The sequence below is a fragment of the Flavobacteriales bacterium genome (assembly GCA_016716605.1).
GTDB lineage: Bacteria > Bacteroidota > Bacteroidia > Flavobacteriales_F > PHOS-HE28 > PHOS-HE28.
The window spans coordinates 47,375-66,128 of the sequence record JADJWA010000002.1; the positions used below are offsets into that span (position 1 = coordinate 47,375).

General features: G+C 64.0%; 18 protein-coding genes. 11 read left to right on the forward strand and 7 right to left on the reverse strand.

The features are described from left to right. Positions 1–11: 11 nt before the first annotated feature. The gene (locus IPM12_15120) at positions 12–959 is read right to left on the reverse strand and encodes a class I SAM-dependent methyltransferase (protein MBK9149134.1); all 948 of its coding nucleotides are present in this window, start codon (positions 957–959) and stop codon (positions 12–14) included. Positions 960–1,074: 115 nt separating this feature from the next. Here IPM12_15120 and IPM12_15125 point away from each other — a divergent pair, with 115 nt between their 5' ends. Together IPM12_15125 and IPM12_15130 are read left to right on the forward strand one after the other, a co-directional pair. Beyond that, positions 1,075–2,034: a glycosyltransferase family 2 protein gene (locus IPM12_15125; GenBank protein MBK9149135.1), complete on the forward strand. Its 960-nt coding sequence runs from the start codon at positions 1,075–1,077 to the stop codon at positions 2,032–2,034. A gap of 4 nt (positions 2,035–2,038) precedes the next feature. After that, the gene (locus IPM12_15130) at positions 2,039–2,773 is read left to right on the forward strand and encodes a methyltransferase domain-containing protein (GenBank protein ID MBK9149136.1); all 735 of its coding nucleotides are present in this window, start codon (positions 2,039–2,041) and stop codon (positions 2,771–2,773) included. A 9-nt stretch (positions 2,774–2,782) separates the two neighbouring features. Here the strand turns inward: IPM12_15130 and IPM12_15135 are convergent, their stop codons facing one another. Beyond that, the gene (locus tag IPM12_15135; GenBank protein MBK9149137.1) at positions 2,783–3,244 is read right to left on the reverse strand and encodes a 23S rRNA (pseudouridine(1915)-N(3))-methyltransferase RlmH; all 462 of its coding nucleotides are present in this window, start codon (positions 3,242–3,244) and stop codon (positions 2,783–2,785) included. An 86-nt stretch (positions 3,245–3,330) separates the two neighbouring features. On the opposite strand from IPM12_15135, the gene IPM12_15140 reads away from it, so the two are divergent. The 9 genes from IPM12_15140 to IPM12_15180 all read left to right on the forward strand — a co-directional run bounded on the left by IPM12_15140 (position 3,331) and on the right by IPM12_15180 (position 11,780). Then, positions 3,331–3,729: a DUF4783 domain-containing protein gene (locus tag IPM12_15140; protein ID MBK9149138.1), complete on the forward strand. Its 399-nt coding sequence runs from the start codon at positions 3,331–3,333 to the stop codon at positions 3,727–3,729. Continuing rightward, entirely contained in the window at positions 3,726–4,574 is an 849-nt protein-coding gene (nadC, locus tag IPM12_15145; protein MBK9149139.1) for a carboxylating nicotinate-nucleotide diphosphorylase, read from the forward strand. Before IPM12_15140 ends, nadC begins: the two co-directional genes overlap by 4 nt. Positions 4,575–4,577: 3 nt before the next feature. Next, complete coding sequence (locus IPM12_15150; GenBank protein MBK9149140.1) at positions 4,578–5,537, forward strand: YihY/virulence factor BrkB family protein; 960 nt, start codon at positions 4,578–4,580, stop codon at positions 5,535–5,537. Between the two features lie 65 nt (positions 5,538–5,602). After that, a complete protein-coding gene (locus tag IPM12_15155) occupies positions 5,603–8,812 on the forward strand; it encodes a M1 family metallopeptidase (protein MBK9149141.1) in 3,210 nt (1,069 codons plus the stop codon). Positions 8,813–8,818: 6 nt separating this feature from the next. After that, positions 8,819–9,238 (forward strand): DUF2147 domain-containing protein, encoded by a 420-nt coding sequence (locus tag IPM12_15160; GenBank protein ID MBK9149142.1) that lies wholly within the window; start codon positions 8,819–8,821, stop codon positions 9,236–9,238. Positions 9,239–9,271: 33 nt separating this feature from the next. Further along, positions 9,272–9,790, forward strand: coding sequence for a hypothetical protein (locus IPM12_15165; GenBank protein MBK9149143.1), 519 nt, complete (start codon positions 9,272–9,274; stop codon positions 9,788–9,790). A gap of 37 nt (positions 9,791–9,827) precedes the next feature. Next, a complete protein-coding gene (locus IPM12_15170) occupies positions 9,828–10,343 on the forward strand; it encodes a glycosyltransferase family 4 protein (protein MBK9149144.1) in 516 nt (171 codons plus the stop codon). Between the two features lie 12 nt (positions 10,344–10,355). Beyond that, positions 10,356–11,096 (forward strand): FkbM family methyltransferase, encoded by a 741-nt coding sequence (locus IPM12_15175; protein ID MBK9149145.1) that lies wholly within the window; start codon positions 10,356–10,358, stop codon positions 11,094–11,096. A 135-nt stretch (positions 11,097–11,231) separates the two neighbouring features. Next, complete coding sequence (locus IPM12_15180; GenBank protein ID MBK9149146.1) at positions 11,232–11,780, forward strand: class I SAM-dependent methyltransferase; 549 nt, start codon at positions 11,232–11,234, stop codon at positions 11,778–11,780. Here the strand turns inward: IPM12_15180 and IPM12_15185 are convergent. The 5 genes from IPM12_15185 to lpxD are packed head-to-tail and all read right to left on the reverse strand — an operon-like array spanning position 11,777 to position 18,752. Further along, on the reverse strand, positions 11,777–13,252 hold the full coding sequence (locus IPM12_15185; GenBank protein ID MBK9149147.1) for an oligosaccharide flippase family protein: 1,476 nt from the start codon (positions 13,250–13,252) through the stop codon (positions 11,777–11,779). The genes IPM12_15180 and IPM12_15185 overlap by 4 nt on opposite strands. A 22-nt stretch (positions 13,253–13,274) precedes the next feature. Further along, on the reverse strand, positions 13,275–14,558 hold the full coding sequence (locus IPM12_15190; protein ID MBK9149148.1) for a glycosyltransferase: 1,284 nt from the start codon (positions 14,556–14,558) through the stop codon (positions 13,275–13,277). A 6-nt stretch (positions 14,559–14,564) separates the two neighbouring features. Then, positions 14,565–17,423, reverse strand: coding sequence for a hypothetical protein (locus IPM12_15195; protein ID MBK9149149.1), 2,859 nt, complete (start codon positions 17,421–17,423; stop codon positions 14,565–14,567). An 18-nt stretch (positions 17,424–17,441) separates the two neighbouring features. Continuing rightward, positions 17,442–17,669, reverse strand: coding sequence for a hypothetical protein (locus IPM12_15200; protein ID MBK9149150.1), 228 nt, complete (start codon positions 17,667–17,669; stop codon positions 17,442–17,444). Between the two features lie 33 nt (positions 17,670–17,702). Further along, the gene (gene lpxD, locus IPM12_15205) at positions 17,703–18,752 is read right to left on the reverse strand and encodes a UDP-3-O-(3-hydroxymyristoyl)glucosamine N-acyltransferase (protein MBK9149151.1); all 1,050 of its coding nucleotides are present in this window, start codon (positions 18,750–18,752) and stop codon (positions 17,703–17,705) included. Between the last annotated feature and the right edge of the window lie 2 nt (positions 18,753–18,754).

Below are 18,754 nucleotides of genomic sequence, written 5' to 3' on the forward strand. Positions count from 1 at the left end.
GTCCGGCGCGGCTAAGGTCGGTCCGGCGCAGCGCCTTCCGCGGCACCGGTGCGCCGCAGCCAGACCATGAGCTGCATGCCAGTGCCCGTGAGGTGCATGGCCAGCCTGAGCAAGGGATCGACCAAGGCGGGCATGTACGTAGGGCAAACGGCGTAGGCATGATGCGCCACGGCATATCCGTTGTGCGCGCCATTCCGCCCGAAGCTCGTAAGACCGAACTCATAAAGGTGGAAAGGCCGGTGCATCGGACTGATGTTGCCGACGTAATCGAGGCCCTGCACGCGATACGCGGCGTTGATCAGCCGCCCCACCAGCCAGCGCGACGAGGGCACCTCGATGTGCATGATGCCGCCGGGCGCCAGCCAGCGCAGTGCCTTGGCGATCGCGGCACTCGGGTCGTAGAGATGCTCGAGAACGGCCCCGAAGGTGATGAAGTGGAAGCGGCCCTCCGGGTAATCGACCCCCTCGATGCTTCCCAGCTTGAGCCGTTCTGCCGAGAGGCCCATGCGGGAAATGGCGCGCTCGTGGAAGGGTCCGGAAGGCTCGAAGCCATGCGCCTCGAAGCCAGCCTTCTCCATGGCGATCATGGCCTTGCCCAGCCCGGCGCCGATATCCAGCGCGCGCATGCCCGGCAAGAATCCGATGAGCCGCTTTGCCTCGGCGATCTCTTCCTGGAAGTATGCCTCCGAAACAGTGAAGTACTCCTCGCGCCAATAGCTCTCAGGCGGCACGCCGTAATGATCCTGCAGGTCGAACGGGACCGGCTGCGGATTGGAGAAGATGAGCCCGCAATCGCGGCACTTCATCACCGTGGTGCACACGCCGATGCGCTTGCGCGGGAACACGCCTTGGGGCCGGTCAAGGCGTTTGCCCATGACGCGATGCCGTGAGGCCGGCGAGCCGCACATGTTGCAGCGCTCAACAGCGAAGAATCGATAACGGGAGCGGGGCTCTTCCATGACGATCGCCAGCACAGGGCCGGGTTGGTCCGGCACAAGCATAAGGCACATGGCGGAAAGACGCGCCGCGCCCCGATCAGAGGCCGCGAGCATGGCGGCCTGTACCTTCCCCGCCATGAGTCCGACGCCGAAGCCGCCATACAAGCTGTGCATCGTGCTTCCCTGCCGCAATGAACAGGAGGTGCTCCCGGCCACCGTGCAGGCGCTGCTCGGCGAGATCGACGCGCTCATCGCTTCGGGACTGGCCCATGCGCAGAGCTTGATCTGCTGCGTTGATGACGGCAGCTCCGATGGCACGTGGTCCGTGATCTCCGGACTGGCAGCCGGATCGAGCCGCGTGCGGGGCATCAAGCTCACCACGCGCTTCGGCCATGCCAACGCGCTCATCGCAGGGCTCTTCGCGCATCGGGCCCATGCCGATATCCTCGTCACCATCGATGCTGATCTGCAGGACGACCCCTCCGTGCTGAAAGCCATGCTCGAGCATCACCGCTCGGGCAAGCGCGTAGTGTATGCGGTGCGGCACGACCGTCAGGTGGATGGGTTCCTGCAAGGGCTCAGCGCGCAATTGTTCTACCGGCTGATGCGCGCGATGGAATCACGCATGGTGGCTGGCCACGCCGATTTCCGGAGCGCCGATGCCGGGGTGATCGCCGATTTGGAGCGATTCGGCGAGGTCAACCTTTACCTGAGGGGGATCTTCCCGCTCATGGGCTACCCATCCGCCCAAGTGCCCTTCATCCGACAAGCGCGACGGGCAGGCCGTTCGAAATACCCCACTAGGAAACTGGCAAGCCTTGCCTGGCAGGGCATCACCTCCTTCTCCACCGCGCCCTTGCGCCTGGTCTTCCTGGCTGGCATCATGATGTTCTTGCTGGCCATTGCGCTGGGGGCGTGGGTGCTGGTCGCGCGGATCACCGGGAGCCCCATCGAGGGATGGGCCAGCCTCAGCCTGCTCCTGCTCGCATTCTCATCCGTCAACCTGATCAGCCTCGGCATCATCGGCGAGTACGTGGGCAAGATCTATCAAGAGGTGAAGCATCGGCCGCGCTACATCATCGAGGAATCGATCTGAACCGATGGCGTCGGCCGGCACCGCATTCGACAGCGAGCAGTTCGACGCGATCTACCCCGCGGGCGTGGAGCGGCATTATTGGAACCGCTGCCGGAACCGAGTGCTCCACCGCATGCTGCTGCGCATCGGCGCCCATGGCCCCATGATCGAGGTGGGCTGCGGCAAAGGGCTGGTGGTGCGCGATCTACGGGCCCGCGGCCACGACATCGTGGGCGTCGATATCGCCGAGGCCGAGGCTGTGCCTGGAGCATCAGCCTGGGTGCGCACCGGTACCGACGCGCTCGCGCTCCCAGGAACTGAAGCGAGGATCTACCGCACCCTGCTGCTGCTCGATGTGATAGAGCACTTGGCCCAACCTGAGCTATTCATCAAGCAGTTGCGCGAAGCGTTCACCGGAGTGGATTGGATCGTAGCCACCGTGCCCGCCCGGCAGGAGCTCTTCAGCGCGCACGACACCTTCAATCGGCACTTCCGCCGCTACGACCTGGACACCCTTCGGGCGCACCTCGATCCGGAACATCAAACGGAGTGGCACGCCTCCTACTTCTTCCATTCGCTTTATCCGCCCGCATGGCTGCAGGCCAGGCTTGGTCGCAATCGGAGGCGATTCACGGCGCCTGCGGAGGGCCTTGCATCCGTCGTTCACGCCGTGATCGCCAGCGCCTTGTGCGCCGAGCATCGGCTTCTCCCCGGCACATGGCCCGGCACTTCGATCATCGCTGCGTCGCGCGCGCGCTGAGCGGATGGCTCAATGATGATACGGGCGCTTGTTCAGGATCATCAGCGCGCGGTAGAGCTGCTCCGCGAACAGCACGCGCACCAGTTGATGCGGGAAGGTCATGGGCGAGAGCGCCAGGATGAGGTCGGCGCGCGACCGCACTTCGTCCGCGTGGCCATGCGCCCCGCCCACCGCGAAGGCCACCTGCCGAACCGAAGCATCGCGCCAGGCGCCCAAGCGCTGCGCGAAGGCGGGGCTGCTGAGCAGCTCACCGCGCTCATCGAGGAGCACGAGGCGCTCGCCCGGCTTCAATGCGGCCAGGATGCGGCGGCCCTCTTCACGCCGTTGCCGCTCCGGATCAGCCCCACGCTCCTCGGCAATGATCACCGGCTCTACCTCGGCCATCCGTGCGATCCGGGCCAGGTACTCGGCCACCCCATCGCCAACGAAGCCGCGCTCGGTGCGCCCGACGAACAAGAGCCTGATCCTCATGGCCGATGGTTGTTGGTAAATCCCCGCATCATCCGATCGGGTACTGGCCCGGTTGTTGCAAAATTGGGAGCGCAATCCAAGCGCACATGAAACGCCTGCTGTTCCTAGCCCTGCTCATCCTTCCCGCCCTCGGCGCAACCGCGCAGGATGCCGAGAAGGACCGCGTAGTGGACGCCATGAAGATGGGCGACGCCAAGGAGCTCGCCGCGCTGTTCATCAACAGCATCGACCTCACGGTGAAGGAGACGAACGACGTGTACAGCAAGGTCCAGGCGGAGCAGATCCTGCGCAAGTTCTTCAATGAGAACCCGCCGGTGGATGTGGTGATCGAGCACAGCGGCGTGAGCAAGAGCGGAGACAAGTACTTCATCGGCATCCTGCGCACGCGCACGGGCTATTTCCGCACCACCTTCTTCCTGAAGAAGGGCGAATCGGGCTTCTTGGTGAAGCAGCTGCGGATCGAGAACAGCAAGAACGACTTCTGAGCGTGCTTCCGCCGGGCACTGATGAGCTGATCGCGCGAGCACTCGCGGAGGACATCGGTGCTGGCGACCACACCACGCTGGCCACCATCCCGGAAGGATCAAAGGGCTCAGCGCGGCTCTTGGTGAAGCAGCCTGGCATCCTCGCCGGCGTCGAATTGGCATCGTCCATCGCGCAGCACTTCGACTCCCGCCTGCAGATCCGCCCGTATCTGATGGATGGCGCGAATGTCTCCGTCGGCGATGTGGCCTTCCACCTGATCGGGCCGCAGCGATCGATCCTCACGGTGGAGCGCGTGCTGCTCAACTTCATGCAGCGCCTCAGCGGCATCGCCACGCTCACGCGACGGTACGTTGATGCCGTGAACGGCACAGGCTGCACCATCCTCGACACGCGCAAGACCACGCCCACCCTGCGCGCACTGGAGAAATGGGCCGTGCAGCTCGGCGGAGGCGCCAACCATCGGCATGGCCTCTACGACATGGTCATGATCAAGGACAATCACCACGACATGCTGGGCGGGATCCCGCAAGCAATCGCGGCGGCGCGCGCATACCTGGATCGCAAGCAGCTCGACTTGAAGATCGAGGTGGAGGTGCGCGGCTTGGATGAACTGGAATTGGTGCTGCGCCATGGCGGCGTGGATCGCGTGATGCTCGACAACTTCACCCCGAGCGTGCTCCGGAAAGCGGTTGAGCTCATCAGTGGCCGCTTCGAGACCGAAGCATCAGGCGGGATCACCTTGGATACCGTCCGGTCCTTCGCGGAAACGGGCGTCGATTTCATCAGCGTGGGGGCGCTCACGCACAGCGCCCCCAGCCTCGATCTGAGCTTGAAGGCCGCTTGAACCATGATCGAGCGGTTGCAGCGCAAGATCCTATTCTCCCGGCCATTCCGGCGGATCATCGCATGGGCCACGCGGATCATCCTGCCCGGATTCGAGGGATTCAACCTCTACCAGATCGCCCGTTTCTTCATCGGCGCACTCGCCAAAGGGCACATCGTCACGCGCGCCTCGGCCATCGCCTTCAAGCTCTTCCTGGCCTTCTTCCCAGCGGTGATCGTGCTGCTCACGCTGATCCCTTACGTGCCAATCGCTGATTTCCAGGCAAGGCTGCTCGCCACTTTCCAGGACATGATGCCCTTGGAGGTGTTCAGGTTCATCAACAGCACCCTGGAGGACCTGGTGGTGAAGAAGCACGGCACCTTGCTGTCGGTGAGCTTCCTCGTGGGCCTGTATCTCGCCAGCAACAGCGTTGATGCGATCCTCGCCGGCTTCAGCGGCAGCACCAACATCACCAAATGGCACAGCCCGCTGAAGCAGCGGCTGCTGAGCTTGGGCCTGCTGGTGGCGCTCACCGCCCTGGCCGTGATCGCCATCCCCTTGCTCACCGTGAGCGGCATCGCCATCCGCTGGGTCACGGACCTCGGCCTGATGCCCGGCGGCCTGGTCACCTACGCGCTCTTCGGCGGCAAATGGATCATCACCATCTTCGTTGTCATCGCAGCGGTATCGCTCCTATACAACGCGGGCGACCCCACCGCGCGGCGCTTCCGGTTCTTCACGCCCGGAGCCCTACTGGCGGTGCTGCTGATCCTGATCGTCTCGCAGGCGCTGGCCTACATGTTCAGCAACATCACCAACTACAACGCCCTCTACGGCTCCATCGGCGCCATCCTGGCGGTGCAGTTCTGGATCTACTTCAACATGATCGCGATCCTGGTGGGCTATGAGCTGAACACCAGCATCGCCCGCGCCCGGATCCTGCGCCGCACCCGGCTCGAAGTGCGCGAGGCGCCCGCATCCTGAACGAACGGATACCTTGGCCGGGCCCTGCGAACCCGATCATGCGCCTTCTTCCGCCACTTGCCTGCGTGCTTCTGCTGATCACCTTCCGCGGCCCTGCGGAGGCGCAGCGCTTCGATGCCACGCGCCCGCCCAACACCTTCCGCAACGCGGACAACCCGCATTACTGGAAGAACCGGCCGCCCTGCGAGGGCTATTGGCAGCAGGATGTCCATTACATCATCGACGCACGGCTCGATGATAGCACCGACGTGCTCACCGCCGAAGCCACGCTGCACTACTGGAACCATTCGCCCGATACGCTGCGGCATGTCTTCTTCCACCTCTATCAGGAAGCCTATGTGCCCGGCTCCTATAACCTGGATCAGGAGCGGGAGAGCTGGCGGTCGCGCACCAACGGACCGTATGCAGGAACACGCGTGCTGGAGCTCAAGCACGATGATGCGGACCTGCGCACCGAGCAGGACAACACCATCCTGAAGGCCTGGCTCGCCGAGCCGCTGCCCCCGGGGGAGCGCGCCACCTTCCGCATTTCGTTCAGCACGCATTGGAGCCTCACCGCCTACCGCCGCATGAAGCTCTTCAGCGCATGGGGCTGGAAGCATTATGACGGCGTGCATTGGTACCCGCGCATCGCCGTGTACGACCGCACGCACGGCTGGGACACGCAGCAGCACCTGGGCAACGAGTTCTATGGCGACTTCGGCACCTTCGATGTCACCCTCGACCTCCCCCACCACTACATCCTCGACGCCACGGGCGTGCTGCAGAACCCGAGCGAATGCCTCCCTGCGGAACTGAGGGCCAAGCTGGACATCCGCAACTTCAAGGACAAGCCGTGGGACGAGGCCCCGAGCACCGTGATCGAACCTTCCGCAGGCAAGCGAAAGAAGTGGAGATTCCACAGTGAGAACACGCACGACTTCGCCTTCACGGCCGATCCCACCTACCGCATCGGCGAGGCCGAATGGAACGGCGTGAAGTGCATCGCCCTGGCGCAGGAACCGCACGCCAGCCAATGGCAGAACGCCGCTGATTACTGCGCGAAGACGATCCAGGCGCTGAGCGAATCCATCGGCATGTACGCCTATCCGAAGATGATCGTGGCCGATGCGCGCGACGGCATGGAGTACCCGATGCTCACCCTCGACAGCGGCAACGACCCCAACTACCGCGGCCTCTTCGTGCATGAGATCGGGCATAACTGGTTCTATGGCATGGTGGGCAACAACGAGACCTACCGCGCTCTGCTCGACGAGGGCTTCACCCAATTCCTCACAGCATGGGGTTTGGAGCTGATCGACGGCGACACCATGGTGGCCGAGCCGTCGGCCACGGCATACGAGCAGCGCTACACGCAACCAGAGCTCGCGCGCGAGAGCGAGGTGTACTACGGCTATCAGCGCGATGCCGTGCGCCTGCGCGTGCCACCCATCAACACGCACAGCGACGAGTTCGGTTACTGGACCGATCGCGGCTACGGCGGATTCGGACACGTGTATGGCAAGACCGCCGTGATGCTCTACAACCTGCAGTACGTGCTCGGCGATTCGCTCTTCCAAAGCGCCATGCAGCACTACTTCGACCGATGGCGCATGTGCCATCCCACCGTAGCTGACATGAGGCAGGCGTTCATCGATTTCTCCGGCGCCGACCTCAACTGGTTCTTCGACCAGTGGATCGAGACCGACAAGACCGTCGACTACGCCGTGAAGCGCATCACGCGGCGCCATCGCGACATGGGCCAGGTGATCACGCTCCGGCGCAAGGGCGACATGCAGATGCCCATCGACCTGCACATCACCGCGAAGGATGGAAGGACCTACGGCTACCACATCCCAAACACCTGGTTCGTGAAGCGCACCGATGCCACCGTGCTGCCGCGCTGGATCGGCTTCGGCGACTTGCGCCGCGACTACACGCTGCAAGTGGACATCCCATCGGGCATCGCCGAGGTGGTGATCGACAGCACCAACCGATTGGCCGACCGATACAAGCTGAACGACCGGATGTCGCTCCCGCTGGAAGTCGGCTTCGACCATCACATCCGCAACCTGCCCGATCGCCGGATCTACGAAGCCGCCGCGCGCCCCGACCTCTGGTGGAACGGCTATGATGGTGTGAAGGCAGGATTCCATCTGAACGGCAACTACATGCGCCACAAGCATCGGCTGCACTTGAGCGCGTGGATCAACACCGGCCTGGCGCAGCATCTGCCTCCTTCCTCCACGGGCTACCTCGGCGACACCTTGAGCACGAGCACGGCCAACCGCTTCGATCGCCTGAGCCTGAATTTCCGCTATTCCAACGGCACAGAGAAATTGCTGCTCGGGTCGAGCGTGTTCGTGCATGCCCGCGCACTCGATGGCCTCAACCGCTTCGGCGGCGGCTTCCGCTGGGACCTGCCCAATGGGCGCACCGAAGCCCAAGCCGAAGCGCTCTACTTCTGGCGCCGCGACAGCACCGACCTGCTCTATCTGCTGCATCAGCAGCAATGGGAGCTCAATGCGCTGAATGCCTCGGTGAACCTGAGCCTGCGCCACCGCTACAGCAAAGGCGGCACCACTGGCAACGTGCTGCTTGAGGCCCGCAACAGCGCACCGGGATCGGCCATGGGCTACGGCTGGATGCGGCTCACGGCGATCAACACCAACCGCAAGGGCCGGCTCGAGTTGCGCACGCGCTTCATCGCGCAGTACGGCAGCGGAAGCACCCCGCGTGAGAGCGCGCTCTACCTCGCCGGTGCTTCACCGGAGGAGATGATGGAGAACAAGTACGTGCGCAGCGCGGGCCTGATGCCTTACGACTGGACCGGCTACGGCAGCGGCATCACCAGCTTCCAGCATGGCGGCGGCCTCGGCCTGCGCGGCTACGCGGGATACCTCGCCCCGGAGACCGACGCCGATGGCAAGCAAGTGCTCACCTACTTGGGCAACACGGGCGCTGCTGTGAGCGGTGAGCTCGACCTCGACGGCCTCGTGCGATTCAGCCCCGGGAAATTCGGTCGCGCGCTGCACCTCGATGCCTACCTCTTCGGAGACGCTGGCGTGATGGGCTACCGCCGCACCGATGGATCGGGCACCGTGCAGGAGCTCGCCCAGCCACGCGCCGATGCCGGCCTGGGATTCGCGCTCACCATCAAGCGCTGGGGGCCGCTCACCGACCTGAAGCCCTTGACCATCCGCTTCGATATGCCGCTCTTCCTCTCCGCGCTGCCCGCTGCAGAAACGGAACACCTCGCCTTCCGCTACATCTTCGCGATCGGACGCAGTTTCTGACGCACCATGAAGCACATCCTTACCTCCCTCCTGCTACTTTGCTCGATCATCGCGCACGCGCAACCGCCCAATGCCGGGGTCTCCGGCCGATGGACCACCATCGACGACAACACCGGCAAGCCGCGCAGCACCGTGGAGATCACGATCAGCAATGGCACGCTCACCGGCCGCATCGTGGACCTCGCCGACAAGGCCAAGCTGGAGAAGGTGTGCGAGAAATGCCCTGATGACCGGAAGAACCAGCGCGTCGTGGGCCTGGAGATCATCCGTGGCATGAAGGCCGATGGCGATGAGTGGGAGGACGGCACCATCCTCGATCCCGAGACCGGCAAGGTGTACGACTGCAAGCTCTGGCTCGAGGACGGGAAGCTGCAGGTGCGCGGCTACATCGCGTTCTTCTTCAGGACACAGACCTGGGTGCGGTGAGCTGAAGGAAGACTGTCGCGGCACCGCACCAGGATGGGCATCGCCATCGCCTACATCGCACCGGCGCCCTACGCCTTCGTCCGCAAGGACATTGAGGGGCTGAGGGAATGCGGCATTGACGTGCGCGTGCATTGCTTCGGTAACCGGGCCTGGCGCTTACCGATCGCGCTGCTGAGCCAATTCATGAGCTTGCTCTGGTGGCGGCTCTCCGGCATCGATGTGGCGGTGGTGCACTTCGCGGGATACCATGCCATGCTGCCTGCGCTATTGGGGTTCAAGACCTTCATCATCATCGCCGGGGCTGATGCATGCGCCTTCCCCGGGATCGAATACGGGAGCTTCCGAAAGCCGACCATGAGCGCAGCCATGCGCTTCGCCATGCGCAGGGCGCGGGCCTTGCTCCCGGTGCATCGAAGCCTCGAGCGCTTCGAGAATCAATACAGCACGTTCGGACCACGTGGAGCAGGGCTATGCGCGCTTCGTGCCCGGACTTCGCACGCGGAGCGTTCCCGTTCCTTATGGCTTCGATGCGCAAGCATGGAGGATCCCTGAAGACTCCGGTGAGCGAACCGGAGCGATCTGCGTGGCCATGGGCGCCGTGAACGGCAACGCGATCCACTTCCGGAAGGGGATCGACCTGATCATCGAAGCGGCGCGGGCGCTGCAGGAAATGCCATTCACGGTAGTGGGAGCAACCGATCCCGGATCCTACACGGAGCTCCCATCGAACCTGCGCGTGCGGGGCGGCGTGAGCCAGGATGAACTGCGGACGCTGCTCAGCGCGAGTTCATTCTACCTGCAACCCTCGGTGATGGAAGGATTCCCCAATGCGCTGTGCGAAGCGATGCTCTGCGGGTGCCTCCCAGTGGTCTCCAGCATGACCTCCATGCCGGAGATCGCCGGCGAATGCGGAGCGGTCGTTCAGGATCGGCGACCGGAGGCGCTCGTTGAGCCGATCCGCAAGCTGACGATGATTGAACCTGGGCAAGCCGCCATGCAACGGGTGCACGCACGCGATCGCATCCTGGAATACGGCCTGTCCCGTCGAATGGCCTCGCTATGCCACGTGATCGGGATGGAAATGCCATCGCGCCAAGGCGAATAGATTTGCCGCCCCATGCTGAAGCCCCTGCGCGAACTCAGCACCCATGTGAAAGCACACGGGCTCGCGCGCGGCATTCGGCTCGTTTGGCTGAAGAGCCGTCGAACCGGTGGACTGGCGCGCATCTCATCGCCGGTTACAGGCGGGAGCGTATGGGTCCGGCCCGGCACTTCGGACATGGCCATCTACGACCAGATCGTGCTGCACCCGTACCTGCCTGCGGATCGGGCATTCAAGACCATTGTCGATTGCGGGTCTAACATCGGCCTTACCGTCCGGTTCCTGAAGGCCGCCTATCCCCAGGTCCGCATCATCGCCATCGAACCAGATGCTGGCAACTTCGGCATGCTCGCGCGGAATACTCAAGGCTTCGATGGTGTGCAGTGTTTCCAGGCAGGTGTATGGCCAACCGGCGGAACCATCAACCTGAAGCAGGAAGGCCTGCGGCCCTCGGCTTTCCAGACCTTGGCCGAAGGCGATGGCACTCCCGTGGAGGCGCTGACCATACCGCAGATCATGGAGCGCGCAGGCATCGACCGCATCTCGCTGCTCAAGATCGATATCGAGGGATCCGAGCTCGAGCTGTTCAGCGCACCTGATGTTTCCTGGATCGACCGCGTGGATGCGATCTCGATCGAATTGCACGATAGCTGGCGGCCGGGATGCGGCGATGCGTTCTTCAAGGCGATCGCACCTTGGAAGTGGACCTACTCCTTCCATGGCGGGGCCGTGCTCTGCGAGAAACGCTCGAACTGAGCCATGTCACTGCTCCGCGTCCTCCTGAAGCCAGCGTACCGGATGCTCAATGGCCTGCTGGGACGCGTACGAGCGCAGCAGAGCAAGGCCATTCCCCGTGTCGAGCTGTCGGACCGCCATCTCTCCAATCTGCGGATCGTACCGGACCGGGAGGCCTTCTTGAACGTGCTGCCCAAAGGCGGTGTTGTTGCCGAAGCAGGCGTTGATCATGGCGACTTCTCAGCCCGGATCCTGGCGATAACGCAGCCGAGCGCCTTGCACCTCATCGACGTCTGGAGCAGCAAGCGCTACCACAGCGGATTGGAGGATCTCGTCAGGAAGCGGTTCGCCCGGGAGATCGAGAGCAAGCAGGTGCGGATCGATCTTGGGCTCAGCACCGATGTGATGCCCCGCTTCCCCGACGGGTACTTCGATTGGATCTACATCGACACGGATCACGGCTATCGCATAACTGCAGCCGAACTCGCAATTGCACGCACCAAGGTCAAGCCTGGCGGCATCATCGCAGGCCACGATTATGTCACGGGCAACTGGGACGGCGGCGTGCGCTACGGTGTGGTGGAGGCCGTGCATGAATTCTGCGTGAAGCACGATTGGGAGCTGATCCTGCTCACGCACGAGACCGATCGGCACCTGAGCTTCGCGATCCGGGCGATTGCGGGATTGCCGGATGCGCGGCCCTAGCGTGCCATCCGCCTCACCATCTCCTCCACCTCCTTCAGCAAGCCCAGCACATAGGCCGCCGGGATGAAGAGCGCGGCCACGATCATCGCCCGCAACGGCAGGTCGAGCAATGGCTTCCCGGTAAGCGGGATCCAAGGCGTGATGAAGAGCAGCGCGAGCATCAGCGCGAGCACGAGCAGGAAGCGGCCATCGAAAGGCCAGAGCCGGTAGCGCCACCAGAGGAACCAGGTGCGGTAGGCATTCACGGCGGTGAGCGAGATGAAAGTGGCCCATGCCGCACCCACCACGCCCATGCTCCGGATGAGGAAGAAGTTGAGCACGAGGTTGAGCACCACCATGCTCAAGCTGCTGAATGCATCGAGCCAGTAGCTGCGCGACATGCTGATCACTGAGGCGCTGAGACCGATGCTGCTGTTGAGCAAGTATGCCAAGCCGATGATGAAGGCCACCAGCGCCGCTCCGGTGTACGAGGGCGGCAGGAGACGGAAGAGGTCTTCCATACCGGTGAACATGAGCACGAAGAGCAGCCCGCTGGCCAGCCATTGCACGAAGGAGCTGCGGCGATACAGCTGCCCTACCATGGCGGTGTCGCGGCGCTTCCAGGCATCAGCGAGCATGGGCGCCGCCACTTGCTGCAAGGCCCGGCCGGGCGCCGCGATCACGCTGCCGAAGTAGAAGGCCACCGCGTAGTGCGCCACCTGCGTGAGCGCCTGATCGCCCAGGATGGCGCCGATCATGATCTGGTCCATGTTGCCCAGGATGATGCCCGCTACGCTGGCTGCGAAGGTGAAGACCGTATAACTGGCCATGCTGGTGCGCAGGCGTCGGGGCAACCACCGCTCGCTCCAGCCGAGTTGGAGATGCCCTGAGCGCTTCAGGTCGAGCACCAGCGTGAGCGTGCAGAGCAGGAAGACCGACGTGTAGAGCGCCATGAACGTCCCGAAGGGCAGCTTCAGTTTCCAATGCGCGATGATGAGCGCGGCCTGCAGTGCGCGCAGCACGAACTCACGGATGAAGGTGGGCTGCACGGTGCGGCGCAGGGAGCGGCTGTAGCTCCGCAGCAGGATGAAGAAGACCTCTGCAAGCACCAAGGGCAACAGCAACAAACCGTAGGTGCCGTACAGCGAACTGCGATCCGCGAAGACCTGGGTGAGCGTTCCGTGGAAGGCCCAGAGCACGAGCATGGCCAGCAACGACATGGCGAGTCCGAAGAGGACCAGCATAGCCAAGGCTCCCCGATGCTTGCGCGCGGCATCGCGGAAGTAGGGGAAGTAGCGGATCACGGTGTTCTCGGCGCCTAGCTGCGCCACTTGCGCAGCGATGGTGGCGATTGAAACTAGCAGGCGCGTGAGGCCGAACTCCTCGGCCGCCAGCACACGTGGATACAGGAACACCACATTCACGAAGCCCAGGCCGATGCCGAAGTACGCGAGCAGCGTGTTGATCGTGGCCTGCCTGGCGATGATGCCCATCGCGGCGAAAGTAGGCGCGCGATCAGGCGCGGGCCGTCATCGCACTGAGCAACTGGGCCATCTCCCCTGCGAGTCCGCGCCGGTGGTACCGCGGATCGGGCGGGGCCGCAGCGCTTGCGTCGAACAAGGCTCGGACACGCTGCGCATCACTGGCCTGCGGTTCGGCTTGGAGCAGCAGATGGTCACCCAGCACGCGCGCCACATCGCCATCGCGCGGGCCGACAGCGAGGATGGGCCTGCCGGTGCTGAGGTACTCGTAGAGTTTGGTGGGCAGGATGCCGTGCTGGTTGGTCGTGGTGTTGATGGGCAGCAGGAGCACGCGCGCGCGCATGATCTCCCGCATCGCCTCCGCGCGCGGGATGCGCCCCATGCGCTCCACATGCCGACCGAGGCCTGCAGCCTGCACGTTGGCGATCACGCTCGCATCAACGGGGCCGATGAACCGGAGCACGAATCGATCGGCGAATGCCTTGTCCTTCGCGCAGAGCTCCGAGAGCAATCGCCACAGGCCGGGTTGATCGCGTGTCGGGCTCATGGAACCGGAGTGAACGAGCGAGTACGCCTGGTCAACCGGAACAGGTGAGCCTGGCAGGTCCGCGAGGTCGTAGCCATTGGTGACCACGTCCACATCCCTTGCACCGAGTTCCTCCAGATCCCTGGCCCACCGCCAGCTCACGGTGACCACCTGATCGGCGTTGGTGAGCACTTCGCGCTCCATGCGCCGGTGGCGGCGATCGGCCCCGCGCGTGAGGCTCAACTGCTGGTAATAGTCGATACCGGTCCACGGATCACGAAGGTCGGCGATCCACTTCACGCCCAGCGCGCGCTTCAGCCCGAGGCCGATCAGGTGCATGCTGTGGGGCGGGCCGGTGGTCACCACGGCATCAACCGGATGCGCCTGGAGGTATTCCTTCAGGTAACGGATGGATGGCTTCACCCACCACACGCGCGCATCGGGAACGAAGAGATTGCTGCGCACCCAGAGGGCGAGTCGCTCCTTCCAGTTCGGTTCGTTGCTTCCCTCCTCTTTCAGGAATGCGGTCTGGATGCGTTCATCCTTCCTCTTTCCAGTGAAGCGCTTGTACAAGCTGAACGGCTCGGTGATGGGCCGTTTGATCACTTCCAACTGCGGCGAGACATCCTGGAGCAAGCCTTCATCCAACGCGGCCATCTCCGGATTCGATGGCGTGTACACCACGGGTTGCCAGCCGTGCTGCGGCAGGTACTTGCACATCTTCAGCCAGCGCTGACCGCCCACCCCGCCATTGGGCGGCCAGTAGTAGGTGATCACGAGCACGCGTTTCATCGCGGGCTAGGCCTTCATCAGCTTCCGCGCTTCAAGGGCCAGCGTGCCCAAGACCAGCAGCAGTACCAGCAGGGAGGCACCGAGCATCACGGGCCTTGCCTTCGCAGCGGTGCGTCCCTCCACCTTGAAGGAGACCCTGTGCTCTCCGGCCGGCACGCGCATGCCGCGCAGCACATAGTTCACGCGGCCGTGCGGCACTGGTTGATCATCGATGTAGGCCTGCCAATCGGGACCGTACCAGATGGCGCTGAACACCACGAGGCCGCCGTTCCCGGATCGCACGGTGTAATCGAGCCGGTTGGTGGCGTAGTCATCGAGCGTGACGGAGGCTGAGGGATCGGCGCCGATCGGTGCATCGCCCAGCTCGGGCTTGAAACGCTCATCGGCGATCGCTACGCGGGCAGGATCGATTGTCCCCAACATCGTGATCTCCTCATCGGCGTTCTTCACCCAGCGCAGCTCATCCACGAACCACGCGCTGCCCAGGGCATTCGTGTTGAGCAGCGGAGGGCGCTCGTTGCTGTAGATGATGTGGCGCGCGTTGAGCATGTTGAGCACGCCTTCCCGGGCCAGTGCGCTATCGAGCCGCTCCATGGTGGCGCCGGGGCCGAACTGCGCGCCAACGCGCGCGATGGCAGGCCGCAGGTGGAATTCGATCAGCTCCTGGTAGCGGCCCAGCTTGGCGCCATGGTAGCCGCCCACGCTCTTGTGGAAATAGCTCACGCGCGAATCGTTGAACGGATTGCCCAGCCACAGCACGCGGTGGTCGGTGGCGCGGCGCAGGGCGGCGAAGCGGGCGAGCTGCTCCTCTTCCTTGGTGATGAGCTTACCGGTGCCGCGCTCTCCTGACCGCGCATCTTTCATGCGCGCCATCACGGCCTTGTGCATCGCTTCGGCCTTCGGGCTCCACTCCTGCTCCATGATCGCGAGGTCGGCCGCATTGGGCTTGTGCGGATAGCGATGCACCTTGTCATCCTCCCATCCCAGATAGCGGCCCTTGTCCTTCTCATTGTTCACGTAGCGCTTATCCACCGCCCAGAGGTCGATGAGGATGAGCAGGCCCAGGGCGGGCAGCAGCACGGCCCGGCCGATGGTGCGCCTCCCGTAGAGGAAGAGCAGCAACGCTCCGCCCAGCGCGAAGCCGAAGCTGCGCCAGGCATCGGCGGAGAGCACGCCGCTGCGGTAGTCCTTGATGGCATCCACGAGCGCGATGACTTCGGCTTCCTTGGCCGCGCCGCTGTCGATCCGCTCGTTGAACTTCATGCGCTCGGCATCGCTCAGGAAATCGGAGTAGAGGCCCGGTGCCACCGCCGCGCTCAGCAGCAGGGCGAGCAGAACGCCTGCCGGAATCAGGAAGCGGCGCTGCTTGACCCTGTCCCAGGCGCCTTCCTTGATGAAGCGATCGAGCCAGAGCATGCCGAGCACCGGCGCAGCGAGCTCCACGATCACCAGGATGATGGTGACCGCGCGGAACTTGGTGTAGCCGGGCACGAAGTCGAGGAAGAACTCGGTGAGCGGCATCAGATGGCGCCCCCAGCTGAGCATGAGCGTGAGCACCAGCGCGCTGAAGAGCGCGTACACGAGCGTATCGCGCACGAACCACAGGCCCTTCAACAGGTAGATGATTACCAGCACGCCCATGAGCACGGAGGCCTTCATGCCGAAGACGCGGAGCACCCCATCCGCATCAGTCGCTGCCTTATTGCTGAGCGCCACCAGCACCAGCGCCATGGGCAAGGCGCCGAGCATCCACCACTGGGCGAAGCGCTCCTGCTGCGCGATGAGCAGCAGCACGAGCAGCGCGACGATGGCGCCGATATACACCGGGCCTGACGTGAAATCCTGGTCGCCCCAATAGGCGTTGATGTAATTGCCCCCCTGGTATTCCTTGCTGATCGCGGCGCGCGCACGGGCATCGGTGATCCGCTGGAAATCGGCCTGCGACTGGATCATGGACGCCGATGCCCCGCCTTTGGCGTTGGGCACCAGCAGCGTGAGGCTCTCCGCTTTGCCATAGCTCCATTGCGTCACATAGCCGGGATCGAGCCCATCGGTGCGCCGCACCTCTTCCATGCCCGGCGGCTGGATGGTGAGCTCGCTCCTGCCGCGGGTGGTATGGCTGCCGTATTCCGCCGTGGTGCGCAGCATGCCCAGGTTGCACGCGAGGCCCAGTGCCACCGCAAAGAGCCCGAGGCCGGCACGCTTCGCAAGGTCAACCACCTGCTTCTCGCGCATTGCGCGCACGGCTTCGGCCAGGGCCAGCAGCACCAGCACCAGGCCGAGGTAGTAGGTGATCTGCACGTGGTTCATCATCACCTGCAGGCCCATGAACAGCGCGAGCAGGGCTGCGCCCAGGAGCATGCGGCCGCGCAGCAGCACCCACAGGGCGCCCAGCACCATGGGGGCGTATCCGATGGCGTTGGCCTTGCTGTTGTGGCCGGCTTCGAGGATCACGAAGAAGTAGGAGCTGAAGCCGAAGGCCACGGCACCCACGATGCTGAGCCACGGATTGATCCGCAGGCAGCGCATCAGGATGTACATGCCGAGCAGGTAGAGGAAGAGGAAGCTCATGGGCCGCGGCAGGAAACCATGCAATGCATCATCGGCGAAGCGCAGCAGGTTCTGCGGCCAGAGCACGGTGATCTGGTAGGCGGGCATGCCGCTGAACATGCTGCCGGTCCACAGCGGATCCTCCCCGGTTGCATCGCGGTGCTCGAGGATCTCCTGGGCCATGCCCTGCCAATTCTTCAGATCGCCCTGCACCAAGCGCTTGCCTTCGAGCGCCGGGCTGAAGTACACGAGGCTGAGGGCATAGAACACGGCCAGCGCCACCAGCACCGGCAGCAGCTTCTTCAAGTGGGTCATCATGCGTAGGTCTTGCGGTTACTTGATCTCCTCGAAATCGGCATCGACGATGCGGCCCGGTGGGCCCTCGCCGGACCTGGAAGGCGACGCGTTCTCGATGCGCACATCACCGGGCTTGCGGCCATCGGCCCGATCACCGCGCCGGGCGGCTTGCTGCCTGCGCATGTACCAGCGCACCACCAGCCAGATGGTCAGGAGCACCAGGATGAGCCGCGCAGTGCCTGAGAAGCTGGCTTCGGCGATCATGGTCGGCGAAAGTAGGGGCCGGGCCATGAGCGTTCAGGCGCCCTTCCGCTCGCGCAGTTCCTTCAGCTCCCGCTCCAGCTGATCGATGCGCTTGAGCAGCTCGGGCAGCTTGCGGAACACCACATAGCTGCGGTCGTAGGGCCCTTTGTCGAAAGCCGGAGAACCCTGCACGGTCCTGCCATCCGCGATGTCCGAACCGATGCCGCTCTGCGCCGCGATGCGCACGCGATCGCCGATGGTGAGATGCCCCGCGATGCCCACCTGCCCGCCGATCTGGTTGTGGTCGCCAACGGTGCTGCTGCCCGCGATGCCGGTCTGCGCGACGATCACATTGTGACGGCCGATCTCGGCATTGTGGCCCACCTGGATCAGGTTATCGAGCTTGGTGCCTTGCCGGATCACCGTGCTGCCAATGGTGGCGCGGTCGATGGTGGTATTGGCGCCCACTTCCACATCGTCCTCGAGCACCACGTTGCCCACTTGCGGCATCTTCTCATAGACCCCGTTGGCATCGGGCACATAGCCGAAGCCATCGGAGCCGATCACCGCGCCGCTGTGGATCACGCAGCGCGCGCCGATCACCGTCTGGTGGTACACCTTCACGCCGGCATGGATGCGGGCGCCATCGCCGATGCGCGTGCCATCGCCGATGAAGCAATTGGGGAAGACCTTCACGCCGTCGCCCAGCTCCACCTGGTCGCCCACATAGCTGAAGGCGCCGATGTACACGTTCTTGCCGAGCTTGGCCTTGGGGCTCACGAAGCTGGGCTGCTCGATGCCCTTCTTCTCGTACTGCAGCTCGTAGTTCCGCTCGAGCAATTGCGTGAAGGCCATGCGCGGATCGGCGACGCGGATCAGCGTGAGCGTCTTCGGCAGCGCGCGCGATGGCGCGAAGTCAATGGACACGATGGCGATGGTCGCCTTCGTCTTGTAGATGTACTCGGTGTAGATCGGATTGGCCAGGAAGGTGAGCGTGCCGCTGCGGGCTTCTTCGATCTTGGCCAGGTCGTTCACCAGCACCTGAGGGTCGCCATCAACCACTCCCTCGAGGAGCTCCGCGATCTGTTCCGCCGTGAATTGCATGA

Coding starts and splice junctions, on each gene's coding strand:
- IPM12_15120 (MBK9149134.1), bottom strand. CDS start 959: ATGGAAGAGCCCCGCTCCCGTTATCGATTCTTCGCTGTTGAGCGCTGC.
- IPM12_15125 (MBK9149135.1), top strand. CDS start 1,075: ATGAGTCCGACGCCGAAGCCGCCATACAAGCTGTGCATCGTGCTTCCC.
- IPM12_15130 (MBK9149136.1), top strand. CDS start 2,039: ATGGCGTCGGCCGGCACCGCATTCGACAGCGAGCAGTTCGACGCGATC.
- IPM12_15135 (MBK9149137.1), bottom strand. CDS start 3,244: ATGAGGATCAGGCTCTTGTTCGTCGGGCGCACCGAGCGCGGCTTCGTT.
- IPM12_15140 (MBK9149138.1), top strand. CDS start 3,331: ATGAAACGCCTGCTGTTCCTAGCCCTGCTCATCCTTCCCGCCCTCGGC.
- IPM12_15150 (MBK9149140.1), top strand. CDS start 4,578: ATGATCGAGCGGTTGCAGCGCAAGATCCTATTCTCCCGGCCATTCCGG.
- IPM12_15160 (MBK9149142.1), top strand. CDS start 8,819: ATGAAGCACATCCTTACCTCCCTCCTGCTACTTTGCTCGATCATCGCG.
- IPM12_15165 (MBK9149143.1), top strand. CDS start 9,272: ATGGGCATCGCCATCGCCTACATCGCACCGGCGCCCTACGCCTTCGTC.
- IPM12_15170 (MBK9149144.1), top strand. CDS start 9,828: ATGGGCGCCGTGAACGGCAACGCGATCCACTTCCGGAAGGGGATCGAC.
- IPM12_15175 (MBK9149145.1), top strand. CDS start 10,356: ATGCTGAAGCCCCTGCGCGAACTCAGCACCCATGTGAAAGCACACGGG.
- IPM12_15185 (MBK9149147.1), bottom strand. CDS start 13,252: ATGGGCATCATCGCCAGGCAGGCCACGATCAACACGCTGCTCGCGTAC.
- IPM12_15190 (MBK9149148.1), bottom strand. CDS start 14,558: ATGAAACGCGTGCTCGTGATCACCTACTACTGGCCGCCCAATGGCGGG.
- IPM12_15195 (MBK9149149.1), bottom strand. CDS start 17,423: ATGACCCACTTGAAGAAGCTGCTGCCGGTGCTGGTGGCGCTGGCCGTG.
- IPM12_15200 (MBK9149150.1), bottom strand. CDS start 17,669: ATGATCGCCGAAGCCAGCTTCTCAGGCACTGCGCGGCTCATCCTGGTG.
- lpxD (MBK9149151.1), bottom strand. CDS start 18,752: ATGCAATTCACGGCGGAACAGATCGCGGAGCTCCTCGAGGGAGTGGTT.